General features: G+C 65.5%; 29 protein-coding genes. 3 read left to right on the forward strand and 26 right to left on the reverse strand.

Annotation, left to right across the window (positions count from 1 at the left end; translation table 11 throughout):
- Nucleotides 1-74 precede the first annotated feature (74 nt).
- The 12 genes from flhB to IB275_RS21485 form a co-directional block, all read right to left on the reverse strand.
- Nucleotides 75-1,211, reverse strand: coding sequence for a flagellar biosynthesis protein FlhB (gene flhB / locus IB275_RS21430; RefSeq protein WP_138215076.1), 1,137 nt, complete (start codon nt 1,209-1,211; stop codon nt 75-77).
- Nucleotides 1,211-1,987, reverse strand: a complete 777-nt coding sequence (gene fliR / locus IB275_RS21435; protein WP_192290998.1) for a flagellar biosynthetic protein FliR — start codon at nt 1,985-1,987, stop codon at nt 1,211-1,213. The genes flhB and fliR overlap by 1 nt, the downstream gene beginning before the upstream one ends.
- A complete protein-coding gene (gene fliQ, locus IB275_RS21440; RefSeq protein WP_045212070.1) occupies nt 1,987-2,256 on the reverse strand; it encodes a flagellar biosynthesis protein FliQ in 270 nt (89 codons plus the stop codon). The genes fliR and fliQ overlap by 1 nt, the downstream gene beginning before the upstream one ends.
- A 34-nt stretch (nt 2,257-2,290) precedes the next feature.
- Complete coding sequence (gene fliP, locus IB275_RS21445) at nt 2,291-3,001, reverse strand: flagellar type III secretion system pore protein FliP (protein WP_156160422.1); 711 nt, start codon at nt 2,999-3,001, stop codon at nt 2,291-2,293.
- Between the two features lie 77 nt (nt 3,002-3,078).
- Nucleotides 3,079-3,573 carry a flagellar biosynthetic protein FliO gene (gene fliO / locus IB275_RS21450; RefSeq protein WP_138215079.1) on the reverse strand — a complete coding sequence of 165 codons (495 nt, stop codon included), beginning with the start codon at nt 3,571-3,573 and terminating at the stop codon, nt 3,079-3,081.
- A 1-nt stretch (nt 3,574) separates the two neighbouring features.
- A complete protein-coding gene (gene fliN / locus IB275_RS21455; RefSeq protein WP_138215080.1) occupies nt 3,575-4,042 on the reverse strand; it encodes a flagellar motor switch protein FliN in 468 nt (155 codons plus the stop codon).
- A 22-nt stretch (nt 4,043-4,064) separates the two neighbouring features.
- A complete protein-coding gene (fliM, locus tag IB275_RS21460) occupies nt 4,065-5,036 on the reverse strand; it encodes a flagellar motor switch protein FliM (RefSeq protein ID WP_045212074.1) in 972 nt (323 codons plus the stop codon).
- Between the two features lie 9 nt (nt 5,037-5,045).
- Entirely contained in the window at nt 5,046-5,567 is a 522-nt protein-coding gene (gene fliL / locus IB275_RS21465) for a flagellar basal body-associated protein FliL (protein ID WP_192291002.1), read from the reverse strand.
- 216 nt (nt 5,568-5,783) lie between these two features.
- Nucleotides 5,784-7,088 carry a flagellar hook-length control protein FliK gene (locus tag IB275_RS21470; protein ID WP_192291004.1) on the reverse strand — a complete coding sequence of 435 codons (1,305 nt, stop codon included), beginning with the start codon at nt 7,086-7,088 and terminating at the stop codon, nt 5,784-5,786.
- Between the two features lie 66 nt (nt 7,089-7,154).
- Nucleotides 7,155-7,496: an Hpt domain-containing protein gene (locus IB275_RS21475; protein WP_192291006.1), complete on the reverse strand. Its 342-nt coding sequence runs from the start codon at nt 7,494-7,496 to the stop codon at nt 7,155-7,157.
- 54 nt (nt 7,497-7,550) lie between these two features.
- Nucleotides 7,551-9,248, reverse strand: coding sequence for an ATP-binding SpoIIE family protein phosphatase (locus tag IB275_RS21480; protein ID WP_192291008.1), 1,698 nt, complete (start codon nt 9,246-9,248; stop codon nt 7,551-7,553).
- Nucleotides 9,249-9,276: 28 nt separating this feature from the next.
- Nucleotides 9,277-9,582, reverse strand: coding sequence for an STAS domain-containing protein (locus tag IB275_RS21485; protein WP_081519284.1), 306 nt, complete (start codon nt 9,580-9,582; stop codon nt 9,277-9,279).
- 248 nt (nt 9,583-9,830) lie between these two features.
- On the opposite strand from IB275_RS21485, the gene IB275_RS21490 reads away from it, so the two are divergent.
- From IB275_RS21490 to IB275_RS21500, 3 genes are all read left to right on the forward strand, one after another.
- Nucleotides 9,831-10,547 carry a TorF family putative porin gene (locus IB275_RS21490; RefSeq protein WP_081519283.1) on the forward strand — a complete coding sequence of 239 codons (717 nt, stop codon included), beginning with the start codon at nt 9,831-9,833 and terminating at the stop codon, nt 10,545-10,547.
- Nucleotides 10,548-10,714: 167 nt separating this feature from the next.
- Nucleotides 10,715-11,515, forward strand: a complete 801-nt coding sequence (locus IB275_RS21495; RefSeq protein WP_192291010.1) for an AraC family transcriptional regulator — start codon at nt 10,715-10,717, stop codon at nt 11,513-11,515.
- 49 nt (nt 11,516-11,564) lie between these two features.
- Nucleotides 11,565-12,182, forward strand: a complete 618-nt coding sequence (locus tag IB275_RS21500) for a LysE family translocator (RefSeq protein ID WP_192291012.1) — start codon at nt 11,565-11,567, stop codon at nt 12,180-12,182.
- A gap of 9 nt (nt 12,183-12,191) precedes the next feature.
- Here IB275_RS21500 and IB275_RS21505 read toward each other — a convergent pair whose 3' ends face one another.
- The 14 genes from IB275_RS21505 to fliS form a co-directional block, all read right to left on the reverse strand.
- A complete protein-coding gene (locus IB275_RS21505; RefSeq protein WP_192291014.1) occupies nt 12,192-12,845 on the reverse strand; it encodes a DUF1345 domain-containing protein in 654 nt (217 codons plus the stop codon).
- Nucleotides 12,833-13,669: an aminoglycoside phosphotransferase family protein gene (locus IB275_RS21510; protein WP_192291016.1), complete on the reverse strand. Its 837-nt coding sequence runs from the start codon at nt 13,667-13,669 to the stop codon at nt 12,833-12,835. Before IB275_RS21510 ends, IB275_RS21505 begins: the two co-directional genes overlap by 13 nt.
- Nucleotides 13,670-13,730: 61 nt before the next feature.
- Nucleotides 13,731-14,177, reverse strand: a complete 447-nt coding sequence (gene fliJ / locus IB275_RS21515) for a flagellar export protein FliJ (RefSeq protein WP_192291018.1) — start codon at nt 14,175-14,177, stop codon at nt 13,731-13,733.
- A 127-nt stretch (nt 14,178-14,304) separates the two neighbouring features.
- Complete coding sequence (gene fliI / locus IB275_RS21520; RefSeq protein ID WP_081519278.1) at nt 14,305-15,660, reverse strand: flagellar protein export ATPase FliI; 1,356 nt, start codon at nt 15,658-15,660, stop codon at nt 14,305-14,307.
- Nucleotides 15,650-16,447: a flagellar assembly protein FliH gene (fliH, locus tag IB275_RS21525; RefSeq protein WP_151187846.1), complete on the reverse strand. Its 798-nt coding sequence runs from the start codon at nt 16,445-16,447 to the stop codon at nt 15,650-15,652. The genes fliI and fliH overlap by 11 nt, the downstream gene beginning before the upstream one ends.
- 1 nt (nt 16,448) lies before the next feature.
- On the reverse strand, nt 16,449-17,465 hold the full coding sequence (gene fliG, locus IB275_RS21530; RefSeq protein WP_045212107.1) for a flagellar motor switch protein FliG: 1,017 nt from the start codon (nt 17,463-17,465) through the stop codon (nt 16,449-16,451).
- Nucleotides 17,458-19,251 carry a flagellar basal-body MS-ring/collar protein FliF gene (gene fliF / locus IB275_RS21535; RefSeq protein ID WP_192291020.1) on the reverse strand — a complete coding sequence of 598 codons (1,794 nt, stop codon included), beginning with the start codon at nt 19,249-19,251 and terminating at the stop codon, nt 17,458-17,460. Before fliF ends, fliG begins: the two co-directional genes overlap by 8 nt.
- A gap of 19 nt (nt 19,252-19,270) precedes the next feature.
- A complete protein-coding gene (gene fliE, locus IB275_RS21540) occupies nt 19,271-19,600 on the reverse strand; it encodes a flagellar hook-basal body complex protein FliE (protein ID WP_138215092.1) in 330 nt (109 codons plus the stop codon).
- 184 nt (nt 19,601-19,784) lie between these two features.
- Entirely contained in the window at nt 19,785-20,123 is a 339-nt protein-coding gene (locus IB275_RS21545; protein WP_192291022.1) for an endonuclease domain-containing protein, read from the reverse strand.
- Nucleotides 20,124-20,278: 155 nt separating this feature from the next.
- Nucleotides 20,279-21,694 (reverse strand): sigma-54-dependent response regulator transcription factor FleR, encoded by a 1,416-nt coding sequence (gene fleR, locus IB275_RS21550; protein ID WP_192291024.1) that lies wholly within the window; start codon nt 21,692-21,694, stop codon nt 20,279-20,281.
- 5 nt (nt 21,695-21,699) lie between these two features.
- A complete protein-coding gene (locus IB275_RS21555) occupies nt 21,700-22,929 on the reverse strand; it encodes a sensor histidine kinase (RefSeq protein ID WP_405307455.1) in 1,230 nt (409 codons plus the stop codon).
- A 122-nt stretch (nt 22,930-23,051) separates the two neighbouring features.
- The gene (locus IB275_RS21560) at nt 23,052-24,527 is read right to left on the reverse strand and encodes a sigma-54 dependent transcriptional regulator (RefSeq protein ID WP_045212115.1); all 1,476 of its coding nucleotides are present in this window, start codon (nt 24,525-24,527) and stop codon (nt 23,052-23,054) included.
- Between the two features lie 269 nt (nt 24,528-24,796).
- Nucleotides 24,797-25,093 carry a flagellar protein FliT gene (gene fliT / locus IB275_RS21565; protein WP_045212118.1) on the reverse strand — a complete coding sequence of 99 codons (297 nt, stop codon included), beginning with the start codon at nt 25,091-25,093 and terminating at the stop codon, nt 24,797-24,799.
- A gap of 26 nt (nt 25,094-25,119) precedes the next feature.
- Nucleotides 25,120-25,500: a flagellar export chaperone FliS gene (gene fliS, locus IB275_RS21570; RefSeq protein ID WP_192291025.1), complete on the reverse strand. Its 381-nt coding sequence runs from the start codon at nt 25,498-25,500 to the stop codon at nt 25,120-25,122.
- Nucleotides 25,501-25,588 lie beyond the last annotated feature (88 nt).

Consider the following 25,588-nt stretch of genomic DNA (forward strand, 5'->3'; position numbering starts at 1 on the left):
TCCGAAGTAATGCCAGCACGACTTAAGCTGTTGCTCTCCGGATTGAATCACACCGCGCAAATGCACTGGCGAAATCACTCGTCGCGCCGCAAATCCGGCGGAATCGGCAGGTCCGGCATCGGTCCCGGGCGCTTGCCCTTGCCGGAGCGGTACTGCTTGAGCTGGTAGACGTAGGCCAGCACCTGGGCCACGGCGAGGTAGAGGCCGGCGGGAATCTCGTGGTCGAGTTCGGTAGAGTAGTAAACCGCCCGCGCCAGCGCCGGCGATTCGAGCACCGTGACCTTGTGCTCCTGGGCGATCTCGCGAATCTTCAGCGCCATGAAGTCGTTGCCCTTGGCCAGCAGTCTGGGCGCCCCGCCCTTCTCCGCGTCGTATTTCAGGGCCACGGCGAAGTGCGTCGGGTTGGTGATGATGACGTCGGCTTCGGGCACCGCCTGCATCATCCGCCGGTTGGCCATCTCGCGCTGCATCTGGCGAACCTTGGCCTTGACCTCCGGCTTGCCCTCGGAGTCCTTGTACTCGTCCTTGACCTCCTGCTTGGTCATCATCAGTTTCTTGCGGTTGTCCCAGAGCTGGAAGGGCACGTCCGCGGCGGCGATGAATATGATGCTGCAGGCCAGCCAGAAGGCGCTCCAGCCGACAATCCGGGCGCTGTGCACCATCGCCTGTTCCAGCGGCTCGTGGGAGATGGCCAGCAGGTCGTCCTGGTCGGACTTGAGCACCAGGACCGCCACGATCAGCACCAGCACGAACTTGGCCAGGGCCTTCAGCAACTCGGTCAGCGAGCGCAGCGAGAACATGCGCTTGAGCCCGGCCAGCGGGTTCATCCGGCTGAACTTGGGCGCCAGCGCCTCGGCGGAGAACAGCCAGCCGCCCAGCGCAACCGGACCGACCAGCGCCGCGATCAGCAGCACCGCGAGGATCGGCCAGATCGCATCGGCGCCGATCTTGCCGCCGGCGATCAGCAGGTTGAGCATGCTCTCGCTGTTCATCACCGTGGCGCGGTCCAGCTCGAAACTGCCGCGCATCAGGCGCATCAGCGCATCGGCCAGGCTGGCGCCGAACATCAGCAAGGCCCCGGCGCCGGCCAGGAGCACGGCCAGGGTATTAAGCTCCTTGGACCGAGGGAGCTGGCCCTTCTCGCGCGCGTCGCGGCGCCGTTTCTCGGTAGGTTCCTCTGTCTTGTCTTCGCTACTGTCGTTCTCGGCCATCAGCGGGCCCCCACGAGTTCGCGAAGCAGGCGCAGGCCCTCACTGGCCAGCGCCTGGTACTGGGTGAGAATCTCGGCACTGCCAATCCAGACAATGACGAAGCCCATGATCAGGGTGAGCGGGAAACCGATCGAGAAGATGTTCAGCTGCGGCGCCGCGCGGGTCATCGCGCCGAACGCCAGGTTGACCACCAGCAGCGCGGTAATCGCCGGCAAGGCGATCATCAGGCCTGCGCCCAGGACCCAGCCGAGCTTGCCGGCCACCGTGATGAAGTGGTTGCTCGACAGCCCCTCGCCCACCGGCAGTGTGGTAAAGCTTTCCGCCAGCACCTCGAAGACCACCAGGTGGCCGTTCATGGAGAGGAACAGCAGGGTCACCAGCATGGTGAAGAACTGCCCCAGCACCGGTACCGAGATGCCGTTGGTGGGATCGACCATGGACGCGAAGCCCAGGCCCATCTGCATCGAGATGATCTGCCCGGAAATGACGAAGGCGTGGAACATCAGCTGCAGGACAAAGCCGAGCATGGCGCCGACGAGGATTTCCTGGGCGATGTAGACCATCGCCTTGAGGCTCAGCGCATCCACCTGCGGCATCGGTGGCAGGTTGGGCGTCAGCGCTACCGCGATGGCCACGGCCAGGTACAGGCGCACGCGGGTCGGCACCAGTTGGGTGCCGATGATCGGCATCACCATCAACATCGCGGCGATGCGGAACAGCGGGAACAGGAAGGCCCCGATCCAGCCGCCGATCTGCGCGTTGCTGAGCTCGAGCATCAGCCGATCAGCGTCGGGATGCTGGTGATCAGCGACTGGGTGTATTCCATCAGTTGCCGCAGCAGCCAGGGTCCCAGCACGATGAGGGTGAGCAGCACCACCAGCAGGCGCGGCAGGAAGCTCAGGGTCTGCTCGTTGATCTGCGTGGCGGCCTGGAACATCGCCACGATCAGGCCCACCAGCAGGCTGGGCAGCACCAGGATGCCGACCATCACGGCGGTCAGCCAGAGCGCTTCACGGAACAGGTCGACGGCGACTTCGGGGGTCATGGCTGCTCCTGTCGTTCAGCAGAGGGGTTCATCGCTAGACCGTCCCGAAACTGCCGGCGAGCGTGCCGATGATCAATGCCCAGCCGTCCACCAGGACGAACAGCATGATCTTGAACGGCAACGAGATGATCAGCGGCGAGAGCATCATCATGCCCATCGCCATCAGGACGCTGGACACCACCAGGTCGATGATCAGGAACGGAATGAAGATCATGAAACCGATCTGGAACGCCGTCTTCAACTCCGAAGTGACGAACGCCGGCACCAGGATGGTCAGGGGCGTGGCGTCGGCGCTGGCGATGTCGGTTCGCTTGGACAGCCGCACGAACAGTTCCAGGTCCGACTGCCGGGTCTGCGCCAGCATGAAGGCCTTGAGCGGCACTTCCGCGCGGGTAATCGCTTCCTGCGCGGGGATCTGCTCGCTCAGGTAAGGCTGCAGCGCAGTCGTGTTGATCTTGTCGAACACCGGCGCCATGACGAACAGGGTGAGGAACATGGCGAGGCCGATCAGCACCTGGTTCGACGGCGTGCTCTGCAGGCCCAGCGCCTGGCGCAGGATGGAGAAGACGATGATGATCCGGGTGAAGCTGGTCATCAGCATGACGAACGCCGGGATGAAACTCAGCGCGGTCATGATCAGCAGGATCTGCAGGCTGACCGAGTATTCCTGCTGCCCCTGCGGGTTGGTGGTCACGGTGATCGCCGTCAGCTGCGTCGGATCGGCGGCGAAGGCCTGCGGCGCCATCAGCGCCAGCAGGCCCAGGAGCAGCGGCGCGACTGCCTTGAGCGCACCGATCAGAGCGGAGAGGTTCGGCGAACGGGTCACTGCGGGCGGCCCTTGTCCTTGTTCAGCAATTCCAGCAGGCGCTGGGCGAATTCCGGCTGCGCCGGTTCCGATTCGGCAGCATGCACTGGCTGGCGCATGACGTGCAGCGGGGTGATGCGTCCGGGCGTCAGGCCCAGCAGCACCTGCTCCTCGCCCACCTGCACCAGCACCAGCCGATCACGCGGGCCGAGGGACTGGCTGGAAATCAGGCGGATCGCCTGGTTGCCGCGCGGCACGACCTGCTGCACGCGACGCACCAGCCAGGCCAGCAGGAAGATCAGCCCGACCACCAGCACCAGGCCCAGCAGCAACTGCATCAGTTGCGCGCCGGCGCTGCCGGTGATGATGCTCGGCGTGGAACTGGCGTGGACGATGGCCGGATTGGATGCCGGTGCCTTGGCCTCCTCTCCCAGGGCGAAGAGCGACAGCCCCAGCAGCGGGAGGGCGCCTACGCTGGAGAGCAGACGGGGATTCGCAAGCAGGCGGCCCATGTCAGCGCAGCTTCTTGATGCGTTCGCTGGGGCTGATCACGTCGGTGAGGCGGATGCCGAACTTCTCGTTCACCACCACCACTTCGCCATGAGCGATCAGGGTGCCATTGACCAGCACGTCCAGTGGCTCGCCGGCCAGGCGATCGAGTTCGATTACCGAGCCCTGGTTGAGCTGCAGCAGGTTGCGGATGTTGATGTCGGTATGGCCGACCTCCATGGAAATGGTCACCGGAATATCCAGGATTACATCCAGGTTGGGGCCTTCCAGCCCGGCGATCATCGGCGTCTTGGGCGCCATGCCGAACTCTTCCATCGGTGCGCGCGGTGCGGCGGGCACGGCCGGAGCCGCAGCGCCGGCCATCATCGCGTCGATGTCGTCCTGGTTGGCATCACCGGATTCGGAGAGGGCCGCAGCCCACTCATCAGCCAGCGCCTGTTCTTCGGGAGTCACGTTTTCTTCGTCAGACATGGTGGGTCCTCGTGGGATCCGCTCAGCGCAAGCGCTCGAGGGGATCGAGAATCTGCAAGGCCAGGTTGCCCTTGTGCGAACCCAGCTTGACCTTGAAGGAAGGCACGCCGTTGGCGCGCATGATCATGTATTCGGGCAGCTCCACCGGGATCACGTCGCCCGGCTGCATGTGCAGGATGTCGCGCAGCTTGAGCTGGCGGCGCACGACAGTGGCCCCCACCGGCACGCTGACGTCGAGGATGTCTTCGCGCAGGGCGTTGATCCAGCGCTCGTCCTGATCGTCCACGTCGGACTGGAAGCCGGCATCGAGCATCTCGCGGATCGGCTCGATCATCGCGTACGGCAGGGTGATGTGCAGGTCGCCGCCGCCGCCGTCCAGCTCGATGTGGAAGGTGGAGACCACCACCACTTCGCTGGGGCTGACGATGTTGGCCATCGCCGGGTTCACCTCGGAGTTCACGTACTCGAAGTTGATCGGCATCACCGCATGCCAGGCCTCGGCGAGATCGACGAAGGCCTGCTCGATGACCATGCGCACCACCCGCAGCTCGGTGGGGGTGAACTCGCGGCCCTCGATCTTGGCGTGACGACCGTCACCGCCGAAGAAATTGTCCACCAGCTTGAACACCAGCTTGGCGTCGAGGATGAACAGCGCGGTACCGCGCAGCGGCTTCATCTTCACCAGGTTGAGGCTGGTGGGTACGTACAGCGAGTGCACGTACTCGCCGAACTTCATCACCTGCACGCCGCCCACGGCGACATCCGCCGAGCGGCGCAGCAGGTTGAACATGCTGATGCGGGTATAACGGGCGAATCGCTCGTTGATCATCTCCAGGGTCGGCATGCGACCCCGGACGATACGGTCCTGACTGGTCAGGTCGTAGGACTTGATCGCCCCCGGCTCGACGTCGGACTCGGTTTCCACCAGGCCGTCGTCGACGCCGTGCAACAGCGCGTCGATCTCGTCCTGGGAAAGTAGATCCTGCATGGCCATGGCGGGTACCTACTGCAATACGAAGTTGGTGAAAAGCACTTGCTCCACGGTCAACTGACCGGTCGCCTTCTTCGCCAGTTCCTGAAGACTGGACGTGGCCTGCTGACGAAGCATCTCCTTGCCGACCGGAGTCACCAGATTGTCGAAATTCTGGCTGGAGAACAGCATCACCAGCTGGTTGCGCACCAGCGGCATCTGCTCGCGCAGGGCATCCATCTGCGCCTGGTCGCGGCCCATCAGGGCAACGGCTACCTGAAGATAGCGCTGGCGGCCGTTCTGGTTGAAGTTGACCACGAAGGACGGCGCGAGAATCTCGTAGACCGCCTGCTTCTTCGTCGGCTCGGCGTGTTCCGCGGCCTTGGCTTGGGCTTCGTCGGGCTTGGCGCTCTTGTGCAGGAAGAACCAGGTACCGCCCACCGACGCACCCACCGCCAGCAGGAAAGCCAGCACGATGATGATGATGAGCTTCAGCTTGCCCTTGCCGGGCGCCTGGCCATCGGGGAGAGAAGGCGTCTGTTCTTTCTTGGCCATGCCAATAATCCGTCACTTTTGCGGCGCGAAGCGCTGATACCGGGGTAGCAGCAAGGGCTGTGCCAGTTTGGAAGAGTCCTACTGGCGACGCCGCGGATATTACAGGCTAGACGGAGGATGTCACGGGGAGCGAAGAGAAATTTCAGTCGATGCCAGCTAATCGGGGTATGGGGCGTAAAACGCTGTCCGTTCTACGCCCCATGAAGCCCGCGGGGATCACGCGTAGTAATCCACCAATCCCCTGCCCTGCGCCGCCGTCTGCGGGCGGATCTCGGACATGCCACTGAGCATCGGCTCATCGTCACCGCTGCCACTACCCGCCACGCTCCGCGAGCTGCCACGGCCGTCGCCCTGCTGCTGTTGCTGCCAGCCACGGGCGGACTGGTCGGAAACGTTCACGTCCAGTTGCATGCCCTGCTGGTTGAACATCTCGCGCAGACGGTGCTGCTGGCTGTCCAGCGCTTCGCGGACGTTGGCGTTGGCGCTGACGAAGTTCACCTGGGTCTGGTCGCCGGTCATGTGGATGCGCACTTCCAGGCGGCCGAGGTTGGCCGGGTCCATCTGGATCTCGGCCGACTTGAGATTCTGCGAGGACATCCACATCACCCGGTCCACCACCTGATCAGTCCAGCCGTTCTGCTGCACGGACACCGCCTGCCCCGGCACCAGCGGGTTCACCGGGCGACTGGTCATGGCCTGCGGCGTGTTCAGCGCCTGCGTCAGCGACTCCAGGCGTGCGGCAAAGGCCTCGTTGCGCGGCATCTCCGGCTTGGCGTCGGTCTGCACGTCCGCCAGTTGCTGGGTGAGGTCGGCGCCATCTTTCAATGCGCCTTCAGCGAGCTTGGTTTCGGAGCCCTTGGCCGTCGAGTCCGAGGTCAGTGCAGCGAGGGCGGCGGACAGATCGTTCTTGCCGCTGGCATCCAGTGACTTGTCCCCCGCCTTGGCGCCGAGATGACCGGTGAGCTGGGTCTGCTGCGCCTGCTGGGCCTGGTCGTCGGCGCCCACGGCGAGCGTCAGGTTCACCCCCGGAATCTCGTTGAGCTTCTGCAGATCGCCATCGCTGCTGGCATCGGTGAGCGGACTGGTGCCGGTGCTGACCACCAGCGGCGGCGCTTCGGGCTCCGGCAGTTGGCCGGTCATGCCGAGCATCAGCAGCGGGTCGAGGGTCGCGTCGGGACTGGTCTGGGTATCCGTTACCTTCTCGTCCGCCTTGCTGGCGCCATCGGCCGGCAAGGCCTTGCCGTCCTCGGCAACCTTTGGCTGGTCAGCGGCAGCCGGCGCGGTGGAGTCCTTGCTCGCGGTGTCCTTGTCGGCACTGTCCCGCGGCTTGTCGTTCTTCGCCTTTACCGGTTTGTCGGCGCGCTCGCTGGCGGCTGGCCGCTGCTCCTTGGCGTAGACGTCCGCAAAGCTGGAACCCTTGTCGCTGCTGCTGTTCGACGAACTTTGCGCAGACTTGGAGAGCGCCGCCTTGGGCCGGGTGTCAGGCGTCGACGTCAATAAAATATCCGGGGCGACAGCCATCGGAGTTCTCCGTTGATGTGAATATCCAACACGGAGATAGCAAGGCGCGGGCCAACTCGGAAAAGGTCAGGGGCGACCGGGCAACAGCAGGGTGCGGACGATGGAGAATTCGTGCTCGACCTTGCCGATCAGGCCTTGCGCGCCGGCCAGGTCGTTCTGCCGCGCGGCCTCCTCGAGCCGCTTGCACAGGCTGCTCAGTACTGAGGCGCCCATGTTGCCGCAACTGCCCTTGAAGCTGTGCGCGGCGTGGCGCAGGGCCGGCGCATCGCTGGCGGCGAATGCCTCGCGGATGCTACGCAGGCGCTCCTCGGAGTCGCTGAGGAAGGTTTCCACCAGGAGCGGATACTCGTCTTCCATGATCGACAGCAAATTGCTCAGCACGGCGCCATCGAGATGCGGCTCGGACATTGGGCACTCCCTGAAAGACGGCTCGCCACCCTGCGGGGGACAAGAAGGCCCCGATTATGCCTGAGCCGACCAGAAGAACTCCACGGAGACCGCCTTGCCGTCGGCCGACCACTGACAGCGGTCCGATAGCTGCCGAACCAGCGTCAGGCCGCGCCCGCAGAGGCTGCCGGCGGCCCGCTGCGAAGCCAGCACCGCGCCCACGTCGAAACCGTCGCCGCTGTCCTCCACCCGCACCAGCAGGCGCCCGCCATCGCCGTGGGGGGCGAGATCAAGATGGAAGCGCACGAAGCCGTCGCGCAGGCTGATCAGGCGCTTGCTGCGCTCCTGGTAATAGCGGGCGAAGCCGGCGGCATCGCACTTGAGCGAGGAGTCCAGGCCCATCACACCGTGCTCCAGGGCGTTGGAGTACAGCTCGGCGAGCACGGTGTAGAGCGCACCGCCGCGCGGGCGCAGGTCTTGCACTTCCATCAGCAGTTGCAACAGGAAGGGCAGCGGATTGAAGTTGCGCAGCGTCGGCGCGCGGAATTCGAAGCTGGCGGACCAGTCCAGAGGGCTGCTCAGTCCGTTGTCGGAGAACGCCAGCGGCGGGCGCTGCAGCGAGTCCTCGGGGACCAGTGCGATCTCCAGCATGCTGACGTCGTCCTGGGCCTCGCCGCGAAAACGCGCCACCGCCGCCTGGATGCCGTCGAACAGGCGCGACGGCACGAGGCCCTCACCGAACACCTGGTGCAGGCGCTCCTCGCCGAAGGCCTCGCCCGTGGCATTGCGCGCTTCCAGCACGCCATCGGAGAAGAGGAACACACGGTCGCCCTCCTCCATCGCGTAGACCTCGACATGGTCGCTGAAGGCCGAAGGGTCGAGAATGCCCAGCGGCAGATGCCGCGACACCAGCGGCTGCAGTTCGCCGCTGTCGTGGCGGTGCAGGTAGCCGTTGGGCAGGCCGCCGTTCCACACCTCCACCAGGCCGCGCTGGAAACTCAGGTTGAGCACCGCCGCGCAGCAGAACACGCCCACCGGGAGAATGCGTTTGAGCTTGGCGTTCATCTCACGAAGGATGTCCGCCATCGGGTAGCCCTTGGCGGTCATGCCGTAGAACACCTCGGCCAGCGGCATGGCGCCGATGGCCGCCGGCAAGCCATGGCCGGTGAAATCGCCGAGCAGCACGTGCATGCCGCCGGAGGGCTTGAACGCCGCCAGCAGCAGGTCGCCGTTGAACAGCGCGAAGGGTGATTGCAGGTAGCGAATGTTCGCCGCGTTCAGGCAACCCGAATGCGCCACCTTGTCGAACACCGCCTTGGCCACCCGCTGCTCGTTGAGCAGGTGCTCGTTGTGCCGGGCGATCAGGTCGCGTTGCTCCAGCACCATCCGCTGCAGGTGATGCAGGCGGCCCATGGCGCGGATCTTGGCCTCGAGGATGACGCGGTTGTAGGGCTTGGAAAGGAAGTCATCGCCGCCCGCCTCCAGGCTCTGCACCAGCGCCTCGGGCTCGCTCAGCGACGTGAGGAAGATGATCGGCACCAGCTCCTCGCCAGCCTGCCGGCGAATCCGCCGCGCCGCCTCGAAGCCGTCCATCACCGGCATCAGCGCATCCATCAGCACCAACTGCGGGCGCTCCTGGGCGAACAGCGCGAGCGCTTCCAGCCCGTTGCCGGCGGTGATCACACGATGGCCCTGGCGGCTGACGATGGTCGACAGCAACAGGCGATCGGCGGCGTTGTCGTCGGCGATCAGGACGGTGAGGAGTTCGGACATGGCCGTTGCCACTGCAGAGCGAGCCGCGTCAGCTGATCTTGAACAGTTGCTCGAAGTTCGAGATGGACAGCACCTTGCGCACGTCCGGATTGCAGTGCGCCAGGCTGATCTGCGCGCTCTCGCCGCCGGCGTGGTCGCGCAGCAGCAGGAGCATGCCCAGCGCCGAGCTGTCGAGGTAGGTGGCACCCTTCAGGTCCACCACATAGCGCTTGGGCGTGGTCTCTACGCGTTCGTAGGCGTTGCGGAATTCCTGGTGCGCGCCGAAATCGAAACGTCCCTGGACCACGATGGTGAGCTCCTGCCCGTCAGCGGAGGGAACGGAAGTGATGGCCATGGGATTCTCCTTATCGATCGATGGTCGCGCACGAGCTTGAAGATGTAGCAGCTAGCGGTGACAGCGGCAACTTCGGCGAACGATGGGAAACCGCCTCGCCAGACCGGTCGAACGGTACCCGGCAGGTCGATTAATGGACCGCCGGTCGCCACAGGCGCGGCGAATGCCTTTACCCTTTTACGCGTGCGACGCAGAGCGAAGGCTCGCAAGAGGCCTTGGAAGGGTCGCACCCGCAAGAAGGGGGGAGCATGTACAAGTCCATTCTCATCGCGGCCTGCGTGTTGTGCGCGGCGCCGTACGCAGGTGCCCAGGTGATGCAGCGCGAGCTGGGCGATTTCGAACTCAAGTTCGCCAACTCGCCAACGCGCAGCATGGCCCAGGGGCTGGTCCAGCCGGGCCAGGCCAACAGCGCCCAGGGCGGCCTCGACATAACCCACGACAGTGGCTGGTACGTGGGCAGCTGGACCTCGAACATCGAGCAGGAAAAGCCGCTGGAGATCGACAGCTACGCCGGCTTCAAGCACCCGCTGGGCGACGGCAAGCTGGGCTACGAAGTGGGCACCCTGCGCTACACCCGGCCGGAACAGCCCGACTACGACAGCCAGGCCCTGTACGGCGGCCTCTCGGTATTCGGCAGCCGTCTCGGCGCGGCCTACAGCGCCCAGGCCGGGCGCAGCACCACCACGCTGTTCACCGACCTGGGCGTGCAGCCTGACCTCGGCTTTGACGTGACCTTCAAGTATTCCACCTACAACCTCGCCTCCCCCGTGAGTCTGAACAGCGGTGGCAGCGTCAGCGAATTCGGCGACTGGTCAGTGAACTTCAGCCGCCCCTGGAACGGCATTGATCTGAACTTCTCCTACAGCGGCAGCAGCCTGACCGGCGGCGACTGCAGCGCCTACTCCGGGCACAATGCCTATTGCGACTCGGCGTTCATGTTCAAGGCCTCACGACCGTTCTTCTGAGACGCCAGCCCCTCACCCCAGCCCTCTCCCAGGGGGAAAGGGCTGGGGTGAGGGCGAGACCTCGCGCGGAAAGCTCCCGGCGCCGAGAAAGTCAATTTCATTCAAGATCGACGCTGTACCAGGGACTACTCTGCCTATCACCTCTCCGCGCCCGCAGGCCTGACCCAATGCTGCACCGAGTGAACTGCACCGCCGCCGCACTGCCCGGCCTGCGCATCGTCGAGATACTCACGCAGCGCAGCTTCCCGCGCCACGCCCATGACGAGTACGGCATCGGCGTGATGCTCGAAGGCGGGCACAGCTCCTGGAGTGGCCGCGGACAGATCGAGGCCGGGCCCTGCGACATCATCACCGTGAACCCCAATGAACTGCACGACGGCATTCCCCTGCGCGGTGCGCCGCGGCGCTGGTGGATGCTCTACGTGGAGCCGGCACTGCTGGCAGAACTGGCCGGCGGGGAAATGGCCCGACGCGAGTTCACCATACCCGCCCTCGCCGACCGACAACTCGCCCAGCGCATTGCCAGCCTGCTGCAACATCTGCCGGGCGCCTGTGCGGAGGAAGCCAGCGAAGGCGTGCTCGACCTGTTCGGCGAACTACTCGACCAGCGCCTCGACACAAGCGTGGCGACCCTGCCGTCCCGCAGCGTGGCACGCATGCTCGAACGGATTCACGACGACCCGCGCAATGCCCCCGCGCTGGTGGAGCTGGCCGGCATTGCCGGGCTGACCCCCTTCGCGGCGCTGCGTCGCTTCCGCCGCGAACTGGGCACTACGCCCCACGCCTACCTCCTGCAGTACCGCGTAAGACAGGCCCACAAGGCCATCGGCGAAGGCCGCACGCTAGCCGACGCCGCTCTGCTCGCCGGCTTCGCCGACCAGTCGCACATGACCCGCGCCTTCGCCCGCCAGCTCGGGCTGACACCGGGGCAATGGCGCTCATCGTTCAGGCAGCCGCCAACGCCCTGATCGCCCCGGTCTCACGGCCTCACTTCTTCCACACAGGAAACCCACGGGAATGAACGCAGAATTCCTGCTGACGGCGTTCGTCGTCGTTTTGCTGCCCGGCACCGGCGTGCTCTATACCCTGGCCGTCGGCCTCGGCCTGGGCGCCCGCGCCGCCACCCTCGCGGCGCTGGGCTGCACGCTGGGCATGCTCCCGCAATTGCTGGCCGCCACCTTCGGCCTGTCGCTGATCCTGCAGGCCAGCGCGGCCAGCTTCCAGCTCATCCGGCTGCTTGGCACCGCGTACCTGCTCTTCATCGCCTGGCAGGTGTTTCGCGGCAGCGGCGCCGTGGCGCTGGATTCGACCAGCAGCCCGCGCAGCACCCCGCAGCTGGTAGGCACCGGGCTCTGGCTGAACCTGCTCAACCCCAAGCTCGGGCTGTTCTTCCTGGCCTTCCTGCCGCAGTTCGTGCCGGCCGGCAGCGAGGACACGCAGGGGCTGTTCCTGATGCTGGGCCTGGTGTTCGCACTGATGACCTTCGTCGTGTTCATCGGCTACGGACTGCTGGCATCCTGGGTGCGCGATTATGTGATCGGGCGTCCGGCGGTGATGACGCTGATCCGCTGGAGCTTCACCCTCGCCTTCGTCGTGCTGGCGCTACGGCTGGCTGTCGAGGCGCTTCATCCCTGAATACCCACGCTAGCCGATCAGCCCCGCGCCCATGTTGATCGCCAGCCCCAGGATCGCGGTGTTGAACAGGAAGCCGATCACCGAGTGCGCCAGCACCACCTTGCGCATCGCACGCGAGGCGATTTCCACGTCGGAGGTCTGCACCGCCACGCTGAGGGTGAAGGAAAAGTAGAGGAAGTCCCAGTAGTCCGGATTCATCTCGCCCTCGGGGAAGCGCAGCGCTGGCTCCGCCGCATCGGCCGAGTAGAACTGCCGGGCGTAGTGCATGGTGAAGATGGTACCGATGAGGAACCACGAGCCCAGCACCGTGCTGGCGGTAAAGGCGTAGCGGACGATCTTCTCACTGCCGTTGGCGTGCCCGGCAGTTGCCAGCTCGACGACGATGGCGACCAGGCTGGCCACGGCGGCAACGGTGACCAGCACCAGTACCGCTTCGGCATTCTCGTCCTCGATCTCGGCCAGCCGGCGCACCTCTGCGGGTGCAGCGCGCAGGGCCAGCCAACCGATCAGTAGCACGTAGAGCCAGGCCATGCAGTTCCAGCCCAATAGCACACGGGTCATGGGCGCAAACGGGTAGCACGCCAGCCCCACCAGCGCCCCCATGACGACGGAGCTGATCAGTCGCGGATGCGCCTGCAACAGGGCTCGGTTCAGGCGCAGCATGCCATGCGGTCCAGCTCGGCGGCGGCCAGATGCGCCACGCTCAGGTCGCTGTCGGCGGCCATGCCATCGTCGAGGAACCAGGCGGCGGAGAGACCGGCGAAAGCCAGCACCCATTCCAGCAGGCGGCGCCGGTCGACGCGTGCGTGTTCGACGATCACGTCGAGCTGACGCAGGAAGCGCGTACGCTCGCGGGAGGTCGGCAGGTCCGGATTGCACAGCAGGTTGGCGTAGTCGAACAGGCGCTCGCCGAAGAGCCGCTTGGGGTCGATGGCCAGCCAGCCGCGCTCGCCGAAGTCGAGGACGTTGTCGTGGTGGACATCGCCGTGCAGCACGCGCCGGTCATGCTCGCTGGCCAGCAGCGCCTCGGCGGTTTCCAGGCAGCGCGGGAACAGGCCGCCGTAGCGCGTGGCTGCCGGTGCCAGATCGCGGAACCACTGGCGCAGGTCGAGCAGCTCCGGCGCCGGCGTATCGCGCGGCCAGTGCAAGCGGCGCACCGTGTCGCAGACGATGCGGCTGGCCTGGTCGTCCTCACCGTGGAGCGCCATGTGCATCAAGGAACGGCTGCCCTCGGCACGCTCCATCAGGATCGTGTCGCCATCGTAGGCAAAGACCTGCGCTGCGCCCTCGCCGCACCACCAGTTCATCACCAGCCCACCGCCCTGCTCATCGACATCCAGTGCGCGCTTGATCATCGCAGCCCGTCCCATCCAGCGGACCGGCAGCAGATGGCTGCTGGGAGTGATGATCGGCTCACCCTCGGGGACGAGCTGCCAGAGTTGCAGGACGCGCTGGAAATCCACAGGCACAGGCGTGGGAAGAGGCATGAAGGGGTCCAACCAGGGAGACTGACTGGAGCCTAGCACGGCGTTCCGCGGAACCCGATCGCTATTGCTCGGCGGAAGGCCTCAGGCGCTGGGCGAATTCGTCGAGCTGTTTCTGCTCGTACTTGTCGGCGGCCAGGCGCGCTTCCTCGCGATAGCGCTCCACCAGCTTGCGCAGGCCTTCGAGGCGTGCGTACTTCTCCTGCCAGATGACCCGCGCCTTGCCCACGTTGGTCTCGTGGAAAGCCACCGAGCGATTCTGCTGCTCGACGGCGCCTTCGAGCTGGGACAGGAAGCGCTGGTAGTTGATCAGCCACTGGCCGCTGACGCCCTGCTGGCCGTTGGTGATCCATTGCTGCTGGTAGTCGTAGCGGTAGCGCTCCAGCTCGGCGAGCTTGCGCTGCGCCTGCTGCAACTGGCCCTGCATCTGGCCGAGCTGGCGCGCGGCCTCGCGCTCGGCCTTGAGCGCCATGTCCACCACCGGGGCGAGGCGTTCGGCGCGGCGGTTCACAGGCTCACCACAAGCCGTAGGATGGGTGGAGCGGAGCGATATCCATGCTGCAACTCGCCACGAGCTGAAAGACGATGGGTATCGCAAGCTCCACCCACCCTACGAAAAGCCCTTCCTGGCCGCTTCATCAGCCAGCCTTACCGCTGACGACCGCATCCAGCAGCAGGCGGCTGTCGTCGAGGTTCTGGCTCTCATCGAGGGCCTGGCGCAGGAACTGGCGCATGATCGGGAAGCGCTGGATGGCCAGGTCGGTTTCCGGATCGCCGCCGGCCACGTAGGCGCCGACGCTGATCAGGTCGCGGCTCTGCTGGTAGCGCGACCACAGCTGCTTGAAGCGCTGGGCGTCACGCATGTGCTCGGGCGTAGTGACCTGGGGCATCACCCGGCTGATCGAAGCTTCGATGTCGATGGCCGGGTAATGGCCTTCCTCGGCCAGCCGGCGCGACAGCACGAAGTGGCCGTCGAGCACACCCCGCGCGGCGTCGGCGATCGGGTCCTGCTGGTCGTCGCCTTCGCTGAGCACGGTGTAGAACGCGGTGATCGAACCGCCGCCCTTCTCGCCGTTGCCGGCACGCTCGACCAGGCGCGGCAGCTTGGCGAACACCGAGGGCGGATAGCCCTTGGTCGCCGGCGGCTCGCCGATGGCCAGGGCGATCTCACGCTGGGCCTGGGCGTAACGGGTCAGGGAATCCATCAGCAACAGGACGTTCTTGCCCTTGTCGCGGAAGTACTCGGCGATCCGGGTGCAGTACTGCGCGGCGCGCAGCCGCATCAGCGGCGCATCGTCCGCCGGCGAAGCAACGACCACGGAGCGCTTCAGGCCTTCCTCGCCGAGGATGTGCTCGATGAATTCCTTCACTTCGCGGCCCCGTTCGCCGATCAGCCCGACCACGATGATGTCGGCCTTGGTGAAGCGGGTCATCATGCCCAGCAGCACGGATTTACCGACGCCGGTACCGGCGAACAGGCCCAGGCGCTGGCCACGGCCCACAGTGAGCAGGGAGTTGATCGAGCGGATGCCGACGTCCATCGGCTCGTGGATCGGGTCGCGCGCCAGCGGGTTGATGATCGGGCCGTCCATCGGCACCCAGTCCTCGGCGCGCATGCCGCCCTTGCCGTCCAGCGCGCGGCCGACGCCGTCGAGCACACGACCGAGCATGGACATGCCCATGGGCAGCCGGCCGGAGTCCGGCAGCGGCACCACGCGGGCGCCGGGGGCGATGCCAACGAGGCTGCCCACCGGCATGAGGTAGATCTTGCTGCCGGCGAAACCCATTACTTCGGCTTCCACTTGCACCGGGTGATAACCGCCGTCGTTGATCACCTGGCAGCGGCTACCGACGGCGGCCTGCAGGCCCTCGGCCTCCAGCGTCAGGCCGACCATGCGCAGCAGGCGGCCTTCCACCACCGGCTGGGTCGGCAGGCTCACGGCGTCGCTGTAGCCCTGCAGGCGGCGGGCGAAGCTGACGCGATCAAGACGCATCGGCGCCGCCCTGATCGGCTTCGAGGTTCACGTGCAGGTCTGGCTCCAGGGCATGGGTCGCCTGGTCGCGCTGCTGCTCGAAGAGCTGCTTCACGGCCTGGGCCAGGCGCGTTTCGACAGTGGCGTCGATGCGCGAATGTTCGGTCTCGATGCGGCAGCCGCCGGGCAGCAGGCCGTCGTCCTCGATGATTTTCCAGCTTTCCTCGTGGCGATCGCGCAGGGCCTTCACCAGTTCGAAGTCCTGCGGGTTGACCTGGATGCGGATGTTGCTGGCGCCCATCGGCAGCAGCTTGAGCGCCTCGCGCAGCACCAGGCGGATCTGACTGGAATCGGTGGCCAGCTCGCGCTGAACCACCTGGCGCACCACGTGGGTCACCAGGTTGAGCATGCCCTGTTCGAGCATCTGGTCCTGTTCGGCAATGGGCTCGAGCAGGTGCGACATCAGGGTTTCGAGATTCTGCAGGCGCGGTTGCAGCGCCGCGTCGGCTTCCTGACGCGCCTTGATCTGGCCGGCGTGGAAGCCGTCCTTTTCGCCGGTGGAGAAGCCCTCGTTGTAGGCCTCCTGGCGAATCGCCTCGAGCTCGTCGAGGGTCAGCGGCTTGACCTCTTCCTCGGGCACCTCTTCGATCTGCGGCGGCTCCTCGACTACCGGTTCGGGTTCGGGCTCAGGTTCCGGGGCCGGCCGCGCCGGGTCGAAGCTGGGCAGCGACCAGCGGTCGAAGCCCGCCACGTCGCGCGCGCGGATCAATTCGCTGAGTTTGTCTTCATCCTTCGCCGGCGGTACCACGTCAGATCATCTCCTCGCCGCCTTTGCCACCCAGCACGATTTCGCCGGACTCGGCCATACGGCGGGCGATGGTGAGGATTTCCTTCTGCGCACCTTCCACTTCGCTGACGCGCACCGGGCCCTTGGCCTCCAGGTCGTCGCGCAGCAGTTCGGCGGCACGCTTGGACATGTTGCGGAAGATCTTCTCGCGGATCGCCTCGTCCGAGCCCTTGAGGGCCAGCACCAGCACGTCCGAGGACACCTCGCGCAGCAGTGCCTGGATGCCACGGTCGTCGACGTCGGCGAGGTTGTCGAAGACAAACATCAGGTCTTCGATCTGGCCCGACAGGTCCTCGTCGACTTCGCGGATGGCGTCCATCAGCGCGCCTTCGACCGAGCTGTCGAGGTAGTTCATGATGTCCGCCGCGCGCTTCACGCCGCCCATCGTGGTGCGGGTGGAGTTGGCGTTGCCGGCGAACTGTTTCTCCAGGATCAGGTTCAGTTCCTTGAGCGCGGACGGCTGCACGGTGTTGAGCGAGGACACGCGCAGGATGATGTCCAGGCGCACCTTGTGGTCGAAGTGACTGAGCACTTCGCCGGCCTGGTCCGGGTCGAGGTAGGCGACCACGATGGCCTGGATCTGCGGGTGCTCGTAGCGGATCACGTCGGCCACGGCGCGCGGCTCCATCCACTTCAGGCTGTCCAGGCCGCTGGTGTTGCCGCCCAGCAGGATGCGGTCGATGAGGTTGTTCGCCTTATCCTCGCCCAGGGCCTGGGTGAGCATCTTGCGGATGTAGCTGTCGGCGCCAACGCCCAGGCTGGTCTGGTCGCCGACGATCTCGACGAACTCGCCCATCACCTGCTCGACCTGCTCACGGTGCACGTTGCGCATCTGCGCCATGGCCACGCCGACCTTCTGCACTTCCTTCGGCCCCATGTGGCGCAGCACCTGCGCGGCATCGGTCTCACCCAGGGAGAGCAGGAGGATGGCAGCCTTGTCGACCTTGTTCAGTTTGGCGTTCATGCGCGCTTCACTCATCGGAATTGATCCAGTCCTTCACTACCTGGGCAACGCGCCCCGGGTCCTGGGCGACCAGTGTCTTGATCGCATTCAATTGTGCATCGTACCCCTCGGACGGGCTGGGCAGCAGGATGCTGGCCGGGCCACCGAGGCTCACGCGGTCTTCGGACAACTCGCCCTCCAGACCGCCCAACTCGCCCAGGCCACCTTCGCCTGCTGCGCCACCGGCCACCAGGGCCTTGCTCTTGTTGCCCGACAGGTTGTTCAGCACCGGGCGCAGCACGCCCAGCACCAGCACCAGGATGAAGACGATGCCCAGCACCTGCTTGACCACGTCCCAGAACCACGGCTGCGAGTAGAACGGCGGCGATGCAATTTCATCGCCAAGTTCCGGGGCGAACGGCGCGTTGATCACGCTGACGCTGTCGCCACGGCTGGCGTCATAGCCTACCGCGTCCTGCACCAGGCGGGTGAAGCGACCCAGCTCATCGGCGGTCCAGGGCTGGTGGCTGACTTCGCCGGTCTTCGGATCGGCGATCATGCGGTCATCCAGCACCACCGCGACGGAAAGCCGGCGCAGGCGACCCTGCTGCTGCTTGGTGTAGCTCACCGAGCGATCCAGCTCGTAGTTGCGGGTGTTCTGCTGGCGCTTGTCGGTCGGGTACGGCGCCAGTTCCGGCTTGCCGGTCTTCGGGTCGATGATCGGCTGGCCGTTGGCGTCCTTCAGCGGCTGGCCCGGCGCGACGAAGTCCGCCGGCTTGTTCTGTGCAGTGGTCTGCGGCGCGCTGGACGGGCCCGGAGGCTGGTTCGACAGCGCACCCGGCACGCCCTGCGGGCCGTTGCTGTTCTGCCGTTCCTCGTTGTTGCTCTGCTCGCTGCGCAGGGCCGGCTGGTCCGGATTGAACGACTCCGAGGTGGATTCCACCGCGCTGAAGTCGACGTCCGCCGACACCTCGGCCTTGTAGCGGCCGCTGCCCAGCACCGGCGCGAGGATGCTGTGCACGCGCTGGGTGAAGTTGGTTTCCATGCGTCGGGTGAAGTCGAACTGCTTGCCGGCCATGGTCAGCTCGGAGAGCTCCTGCTGGTCGGAGAGCAGGTTGCCCTTCTGGTCGACCACGGTGACCTGGGATTTGTCCAGTTCCGGCACGCTGGTGGCGACCAGGTTGACGATGGCCAGCACCTGGCTCGGCTCCAGGGTGCGGCCCGGGTACAACTCGACCAGCACCGAGGCACTGGGCTTGCGGTCGTCACGGACGAACACCGAGCTCTTGGGGATCGCCAGGTGCACACGGGCGCCCTTGACGTTGTTCAGGCTGGAGACGGTACGCGCCAGCTCGCCTTCCAGGCCGCGACGGTAGTTGGTCGCTTCCATGAACTGGCTGGTGCCCAGCGCCTGTTCCTTGTCGAGGATCTCGAAGCCGACGTTGCTGTCGGTCGGAGCCAGGCCGGCACCGGCGACTTTCATGCGTGCACGGCCCAGGTCGTCGGCCTTCACCAGCAGCGCGCCGGAGTTGGGCTCGATCTTGTATCCGATGTCGGCGGCGGACAGCGCCTCGACCACCTTGTTGGCGTCGACGCCGTTGAGGCTGCCGTACAGCGGCTTGTAGTCCGGCTGCTGCGACCACAGGACCATGCCGAAACCGATGGCGATGCTCGCGGCGAGACCGACCAGCAGGCCGACCTGACGCAGCACCGGCATGTCCGCGAGGTTCTCGAGGAAAGTCAGGCCGAGCAGCGGCTTTTTCGGCGCGTCAGCGCCGACCTTGGCCGGAACCTGACTGTCAACAACGGAGGCTTGGGACATTACCTACGATCCTCGCCGCTCAAACCGGCATCTGCATGATGTCCTGGTACGCCTGGACGAGCTTGTTGCGTACCTGGGTCATCGCCTGGAAAGAAACACTGGCCTTCTGGGAGGCAATCATCACTTGGGTGAGATCGACACCGCTCTGCCCCATCTCGAACGCGTTCGCCATGTCGGAGGCGACCTGCTGGGTACCGTTCACCTTGTCCACGGCCTGCCCGAGCATCTGCGAGAAGCTTGGCGCCCCCGGCTCGGCCGGTGCGGCCTGCGTCTTCGCCTTGGCCATGGCCTCCATTTGCATGGAGCGCATTTCCAGCAGCAGACGATTGAACTCGATACCCTGACTCATCACTTACCCCTCCGACTGGCCGCGGTTTTTTGACACTGCGCGGCGCTTTGCAGAGGTGATTGCAACTTGGGTGCCAGTTTCTTAGGGCGTAGGAAAAATGCGCAGGATGGCTCTGGGATGGGGATTCAGGGACTTCTGTTCAGGCGCTCCTGGCTGAGTCCTTTGGGGCGGTGGCAAAGGGCAATCACCCCGCGCCGGACTCGACCGTCAATCGAAGCGCCTCCAGCACGACGTCCGTGCGCGCCAGCACATCATGGTTCCAGAACCGAACGACGCGAATCCCCTGCTCCACCAGCCAGGCATCGCGCTCAATGTCGTACGCAGACTCCAGATGCTGGCCACCATCGAGCTCCACCGCCATCCGCAGCTCATGGCAATAGAAGTCCAGCACATACCGGCCACTCGGCACCTGACGCCTGAACTTCAAACCGAGGAATCTGCGATCCCGCAGATATCCCCACAACCTGGACTCAGCGTCGGTTTGCCGCCGCCGCAACTGACGCGCGAATTCCACCTCTTCCACGGCGCTCTCCTCCTATCGATAGACCAGGAAGAAAGCTCAGCGAATCTCTTGAGAAGTGCAGTCGGGCGCGGCGTCAACATGCCAGCGAAAAAGCCGAGTCCAACCAAGAAAAGGCCCGCACGAATGCGGGCCAGGAGGGGTTGCCTGTCAGGGGCTCAACTGGCGTAGAGATAAGCCTCCACGTCCATGCCGGCGTCGCGCATCTGCGCGAGCTTGTAACGCAGAGTGCGCGGGCTGATACCCAGACGCTCGGCGGCCTCCTTGCGGCGGCCGCGCTCACTGCGCAAGGTGTCGATGATCATCTGGAACTCGCGGCGCTTGAGGTCCTCACCCAGTTGCCCGGCTTCGGTGGAAGTCGGTGACGGAATTTCGACACCAGCCGGAGCCTGCGGCGCAGGTGTCGCCGGCACCGCTGTCAGCACCGGGCGCGGAGCCAGTCCGATAGGCGCGGTCAGACAGAGGTCTGCGGCCTGCACCTGCCCGCCCTGCTGCAGGATCAAAGAGCGCTGGATGGCGTTGTCCAACTCGCGCACGTTGCCCGGCCAGGGATGTGCCAGCAAAGCGGCGCGGGCGTCGTCGGCCAGAGTGACCGGTGCGTGATTCATCTTGCGGGCGTACTTGGCCAGCAGGCGTTCGGCCAGCGGCAGGATATCGGCGGGACGCTCGCGCAGTGGGCGCCAGGCCAGCGGAAAGACCGACAGGCGATAGTAGAGGTCTTCGCGGAAACGCCCGGCAGCCACTTCACCCAGCAGGTCGCGGTTGGTGGTGGCGAGCACGCGGATGTCGAGGCTGATCGGCTTGCGCGCACCGACGCGCTCCACTTCCCGCTCCTGCAGCACACGCAGCAGCTTGGCCTGCAGGGCCAGCGGCATTTCGGAGATTTCGTCGAGCAGGATGGTGCCGCCGTCGGCCAGTTCGAACTTGCCCGGCTGGGCGGCAATGGCGCCGGTGAAGGCGCCCTTCTCGTGGCCGAACAGGGTGGCCTCGAGCATGTTGTCCGGGATCGCCGCGCAGTTGATCGCGACGAAGGGTTTGCCGACACGCGGCGACTGCTGATGGATGTACTGCGCCAGGACTTCCTTGCCGGTACCGGACTCGCCGGAAATCAGCACGGTGGAATCGCTGCGCGCAACACGCGCAGCCAGCTCGAGCAATTGCAGGCTGGCCGGTTCCAGGGCCACCGGACCTTCGCCGACGCTGCTGGGTACGGCACCCAGCGCATGACGAGCCACCAGCTCCAGCAATGCACGCGGCTCGAACGGCTTGACCAGATAATCGGCCGCGCCCTGGCGCATGGCGTCCACCGCGCGGTCAACGGCGCCGTAGGCAGTCATCAGCAGCACCGGCAGTTGCGGATGGCGCTTGCGGATCAGGCCGAGCAACTGATGCCCGTCCATGCCGGGCATGTTCACGTCGCTGATCACCAGACTGAAGTTGTCCTTCTCCAGCGCCGGCAGAGCGGCCTCGGCACAGTCGACGGCGACGAAGTCGTGCCCGCCGAGCGAGAGGGTATCGGAGAGGGCTTCACGAAGGGCGCGGTCGTCTTCGACCAGCAGGACTTTGGCGGCCATGGAAATCACTCCTCGTGGACGACGGGTTGAGCCAGGATCAGCGGAAGGATCAGGGTGGCGCAGGTACCGACACCGGGACGCGAGCGCAGGCGCAGCTCACCCTGGTGGGCCTTGGCGACGGCTTTCACCACGGCCAGGCCGAGGCCGGTGCCGGTGGTCTTGGTGGTGAAGAAAGGCTCGCCCAGGCGCGCCAGGGTTTCCGCGCTCATGCCCGGGCCGTTGTCGCTGATCGACAGGCGCAGGCTGTTGTCGCGCTGGTACAGGTGCACCTTCAGGCGCACATCGCGGCCGGCGGCCTGGATGGCGTTCTCCACCAGGTTGAGCACAGTGCCGACCAGGGTGTCGCGATTGCACAGCAGCTCGCCGACGCGAGCGTCGCACTGCCAGCGCAGGTTGAGGCCGGCGACGTGGGATTCGGCGGCGGCGCGCAGGCTGGCAAACAACTGGTTGGGCGCGAGGCGATCCGGCAGGGGCAGCTCGCCGCGGGCGAACACCAGCATGTCGCGCACCTGGCTTTCCAACTCGTGCAGGCGCTCCTTAATGCGCCCGGCGAAGCGCTGCTGATGCTCGACCGGCAGCTCGCCCTCGCTCAGATGACCGGCATAGAGCATGGCGGCGGACAGCGGAGTGCGAATCTGGTGGGCCAGGGAGGCGACCATGCGGCCCAGGGCGGATAGGCGCTCGTGGCGGGCGAGCTGGTCCTGCAGGCGACGAGTTTCCGTCAGGTCATTGAGCAGGATGAGCTGGCCGGGCTCGCCGTTCAGCGGGCGGATGGCGATGGACACGCGGCGGCCATCGCGCAGGGAAACTTCGTGGCCATCGTCGGCACGCGGGGCGAAGCTGCGGGCGATGACTTCACGCCAGAGCATGCCCACCAGCGGTTTGCCGAGCAGCGCGACCGCCACCGGATTGGCGTCGCGCACCACGCCCTGACCGTCGATCATGATCACGCCACCAGGCAACACATCGAGCAGGCTCTGCAGGCGGTTGGCCTGACGCTCCTTCTCCGCCAGCTCCTGCATGCGCTGCGCGCTGACCAGGGCGAGTTCGCCCTTCAGCTCGGTGACGCGGGCTTCCAGCAGGCTGTAGGACTGGTTGAGCTGGCTGGACATCTGGCTGAACAGCTCGAAGGTCTGCTCCAGATGGGCGCGGCTCTGCTGCTCCACCGGCACCTGCAGCGCTTCTGCCGGCAGTTGGGGAGCAAGTTCAGTCTGGCGATTGGTGGCGGGCATCATGCGGGTTTTCCTCATCCGTCCGACGGCGTGAATCTGTCGGTCGGATGAGTCTTAGCAAACCCCGTGCCTAAAATTTACTCGTTATATTTCAATGACTTGAAAAAAGGAGTCAGGCGAAGGCGTCAATCCTCCGCCATTTCCTCTTCACGGCGGCTCATGCCGTACTTGCGCATTTTCTCCACCAGGGTGGTGCGGCGGATGCGCAGGCGTTCGGCGGCGCGGGCGACGACGCCACTGGCGTCATCCAGCGCCTGCTGGATCAGCCCCTGCTCGAGGTTGGCGAGGTAGTCCTTCAGGTCGATGCCCTCGGCCGGCAGCATGGCCGGCGAGTCGAGGCCCGGCAGCCCGGCGGTGATCGCCGCGCGTTCTTCAAGCTCTTCGCGCAGGCTGGTCGCCAGCTGCTCGTCTTCGTCGTCGACGTGACGGAATTTCTTCGGCAGCTCGCCCACGCCGATCACGCCATAGGGGTGCATGATCGCCAGGCGCTCGACGAGGTTCGCCAGCTCACGCACGTTGCCCGGCCAGTCGTGGCGGCAGAGCGACATGATGGCGGCGGAGTTGAAGCGGATCGAACCGCGCTTCTCGTGCTCCATGCGCGAGATCAGCTCATTCATCAGCAGCGGGATGTCCTCGACGCGCTCGCGCAGCGGGGCCATCTCAATGGGGAAGACGTTGAGGCGGTAGTAGAGGTCTTCGCGGAAGCTGCCGTCCTCGATCATCTTCTCGAGGTTCTTGTGGGTCGCGGCGATGATGCGCACGTCCACGTTCTGCGTCTTGTTGCTGCCCACGCGCTCGAAGGTGCGCTCCTGCAGCACGCGCAGCAGCTTGACCTGCATCGGCAGCGGCATGTCGCCGATCTCGTCGAGGAACAGGGTGCCGCCGTTGGCCAGCTCGAAGCGCCCGGCACGGGTGGTGATGGCGCCGGTGAAGGCGCCCTTCTCGTGACCGAACAGTTCGCTTTCCAGCAGCTCCGCCGGGATCGCACCGCAGTTGACCGGCACGAAGGGCGCGTCGCGGCGCTTGGAGTGGTAATGCAGGTTGCGCGCCACCACTTCCTTGCCGGTGCCGGACTCGCCGAGTATCAGCACGCTGGCGTCGGTATCGGCGACCTGCTGCATCATCTGCCGCACCTGCTGGATGGCACGGCTGGTGCCCACCAGGCTGCGGAACAGGTTGGGCTCGCGCTGGCGACCGCGCTCGCGGGCCTGGTCATACATCTCGCGGTAGACCTGGGCGCGGTGCAGGGAATCGAGCAGCTTGTTGTAGCTGGGCGGCATCTCGAGGCTGGCCAGCACGCGGCGGCGCAGCTCCTCGGGCCATTCGTTGGGTACCGGTTCGCCCATCAGCAGGACCGGCAGGTACTCGTCCCAGGACGCGAGCTGCTTGAGCAGCTCCAGCGCCCCGCCCTTGCTCTCCACGGCGCCGACCAGTACGCAGAGCACGTCACGGCTGCCATTGGGAAGCGGGTCGACGACCTGGCGCCAGTCGCGGCTGCTGCAGGACAGTTGGTCTTCACCCAGGAAGCTGATGATCACCGAGAGGTCCCGGCAACGGTCCTGGTTGTCATCGATCACGAGGATTTTCGTTTCGCGCCACATCTTAGCTTGTCATCCCGGGCTTGAAGGCCGTACTACGGCGGCTGACACGACCTGGCCACAGCACAATTTCCTCGTGCTAGCCAGCATTTGGCCACTAGTTAAGTCAAAATTGTGGCTCGAGTCAAATTTATGGCGTGTTTTTTTTGGTGCGGCCCGACGAAGGGTGTTGATCCCCGTCATGGCAATTGAAATGGAGCGTAGTTCGAAGCGGAGGCGGCGGCCACCGGCACTTGGCCGATCACCGCCGAAAGAGAGCCGATCCGAATGGATCAGCCGAACATCTGGTAAACCTTGGCGCCCTGGTGCGAACGGTTGACGCGGACGATCTCGGTGGCCACTTCTTCACGCTGCCGGGTGACGGCCTGGACCAGCTCGCGGTACAGCGCCAGCAACCCTTCGAGGCTGCGCTTGAGATCACTGTCATCGTCCATCGGCTCGACCATGGCGGCGTCGACATGCTCGCGACACTGGAGGTCGAGCTGGGCGACGGCTTCCCAGTCTTCCTGGGCAAGCGCGGCTCCCAAAGCGAGGCGGGTCTGTTCGATCTGCTGGACGGCGAGAGTCATGTTCGGTATCTCCTGGCGAGCTGCGATCACTGCGCAATCGCGTCCCAGCCTTCCTTGATGGTACGCAGCAGGCCCGACACCTCGTCGAGGACTTCCAGGTCATTGCTGCGGTTGGCCTCGCCCAGGCGACGGCTCATGTAGTCGTACAGGTTGGCATAGTTTTCGGCCAGCTCACCACCGGCTTCGAAATTCAGCGCTTCGCGCAGACCGGCGAGAATCCCGGTGGCCTTGCCGATCAGGATACCTTTCTGCGCGTACTGCGCACGCTCCATCGAGCCGCGAGCCTGGGCGATGCGGCTCAGGCCACCCTCCATCAGCATCTGGATCAGACGATGGGGAGAGGCGTCGTGCACCTGAGACTGGTTGTTCACGTTCTGGTACTGACGCATGGCTGCCGAAGCGTTCATCTGATATCCCCTTGATTCGCCGAACGATCAAATCGTTGATATTCAGGATATCGGCGCTGGCGAAAAAACCTTTAGGCGAAATTCAGCA

Origin of the sequence: Pseudomonas sp. PDM21 (assembly GCF_014852505.2) — a bacterium.
In the GTDB taxonomy this organism is placed as follows: domain Bacteria; phylum Pseudomonadota; class Gammaproteobacteria; order Pseudomonadales; family Pseudomonadaceae; genus Pseudomonas.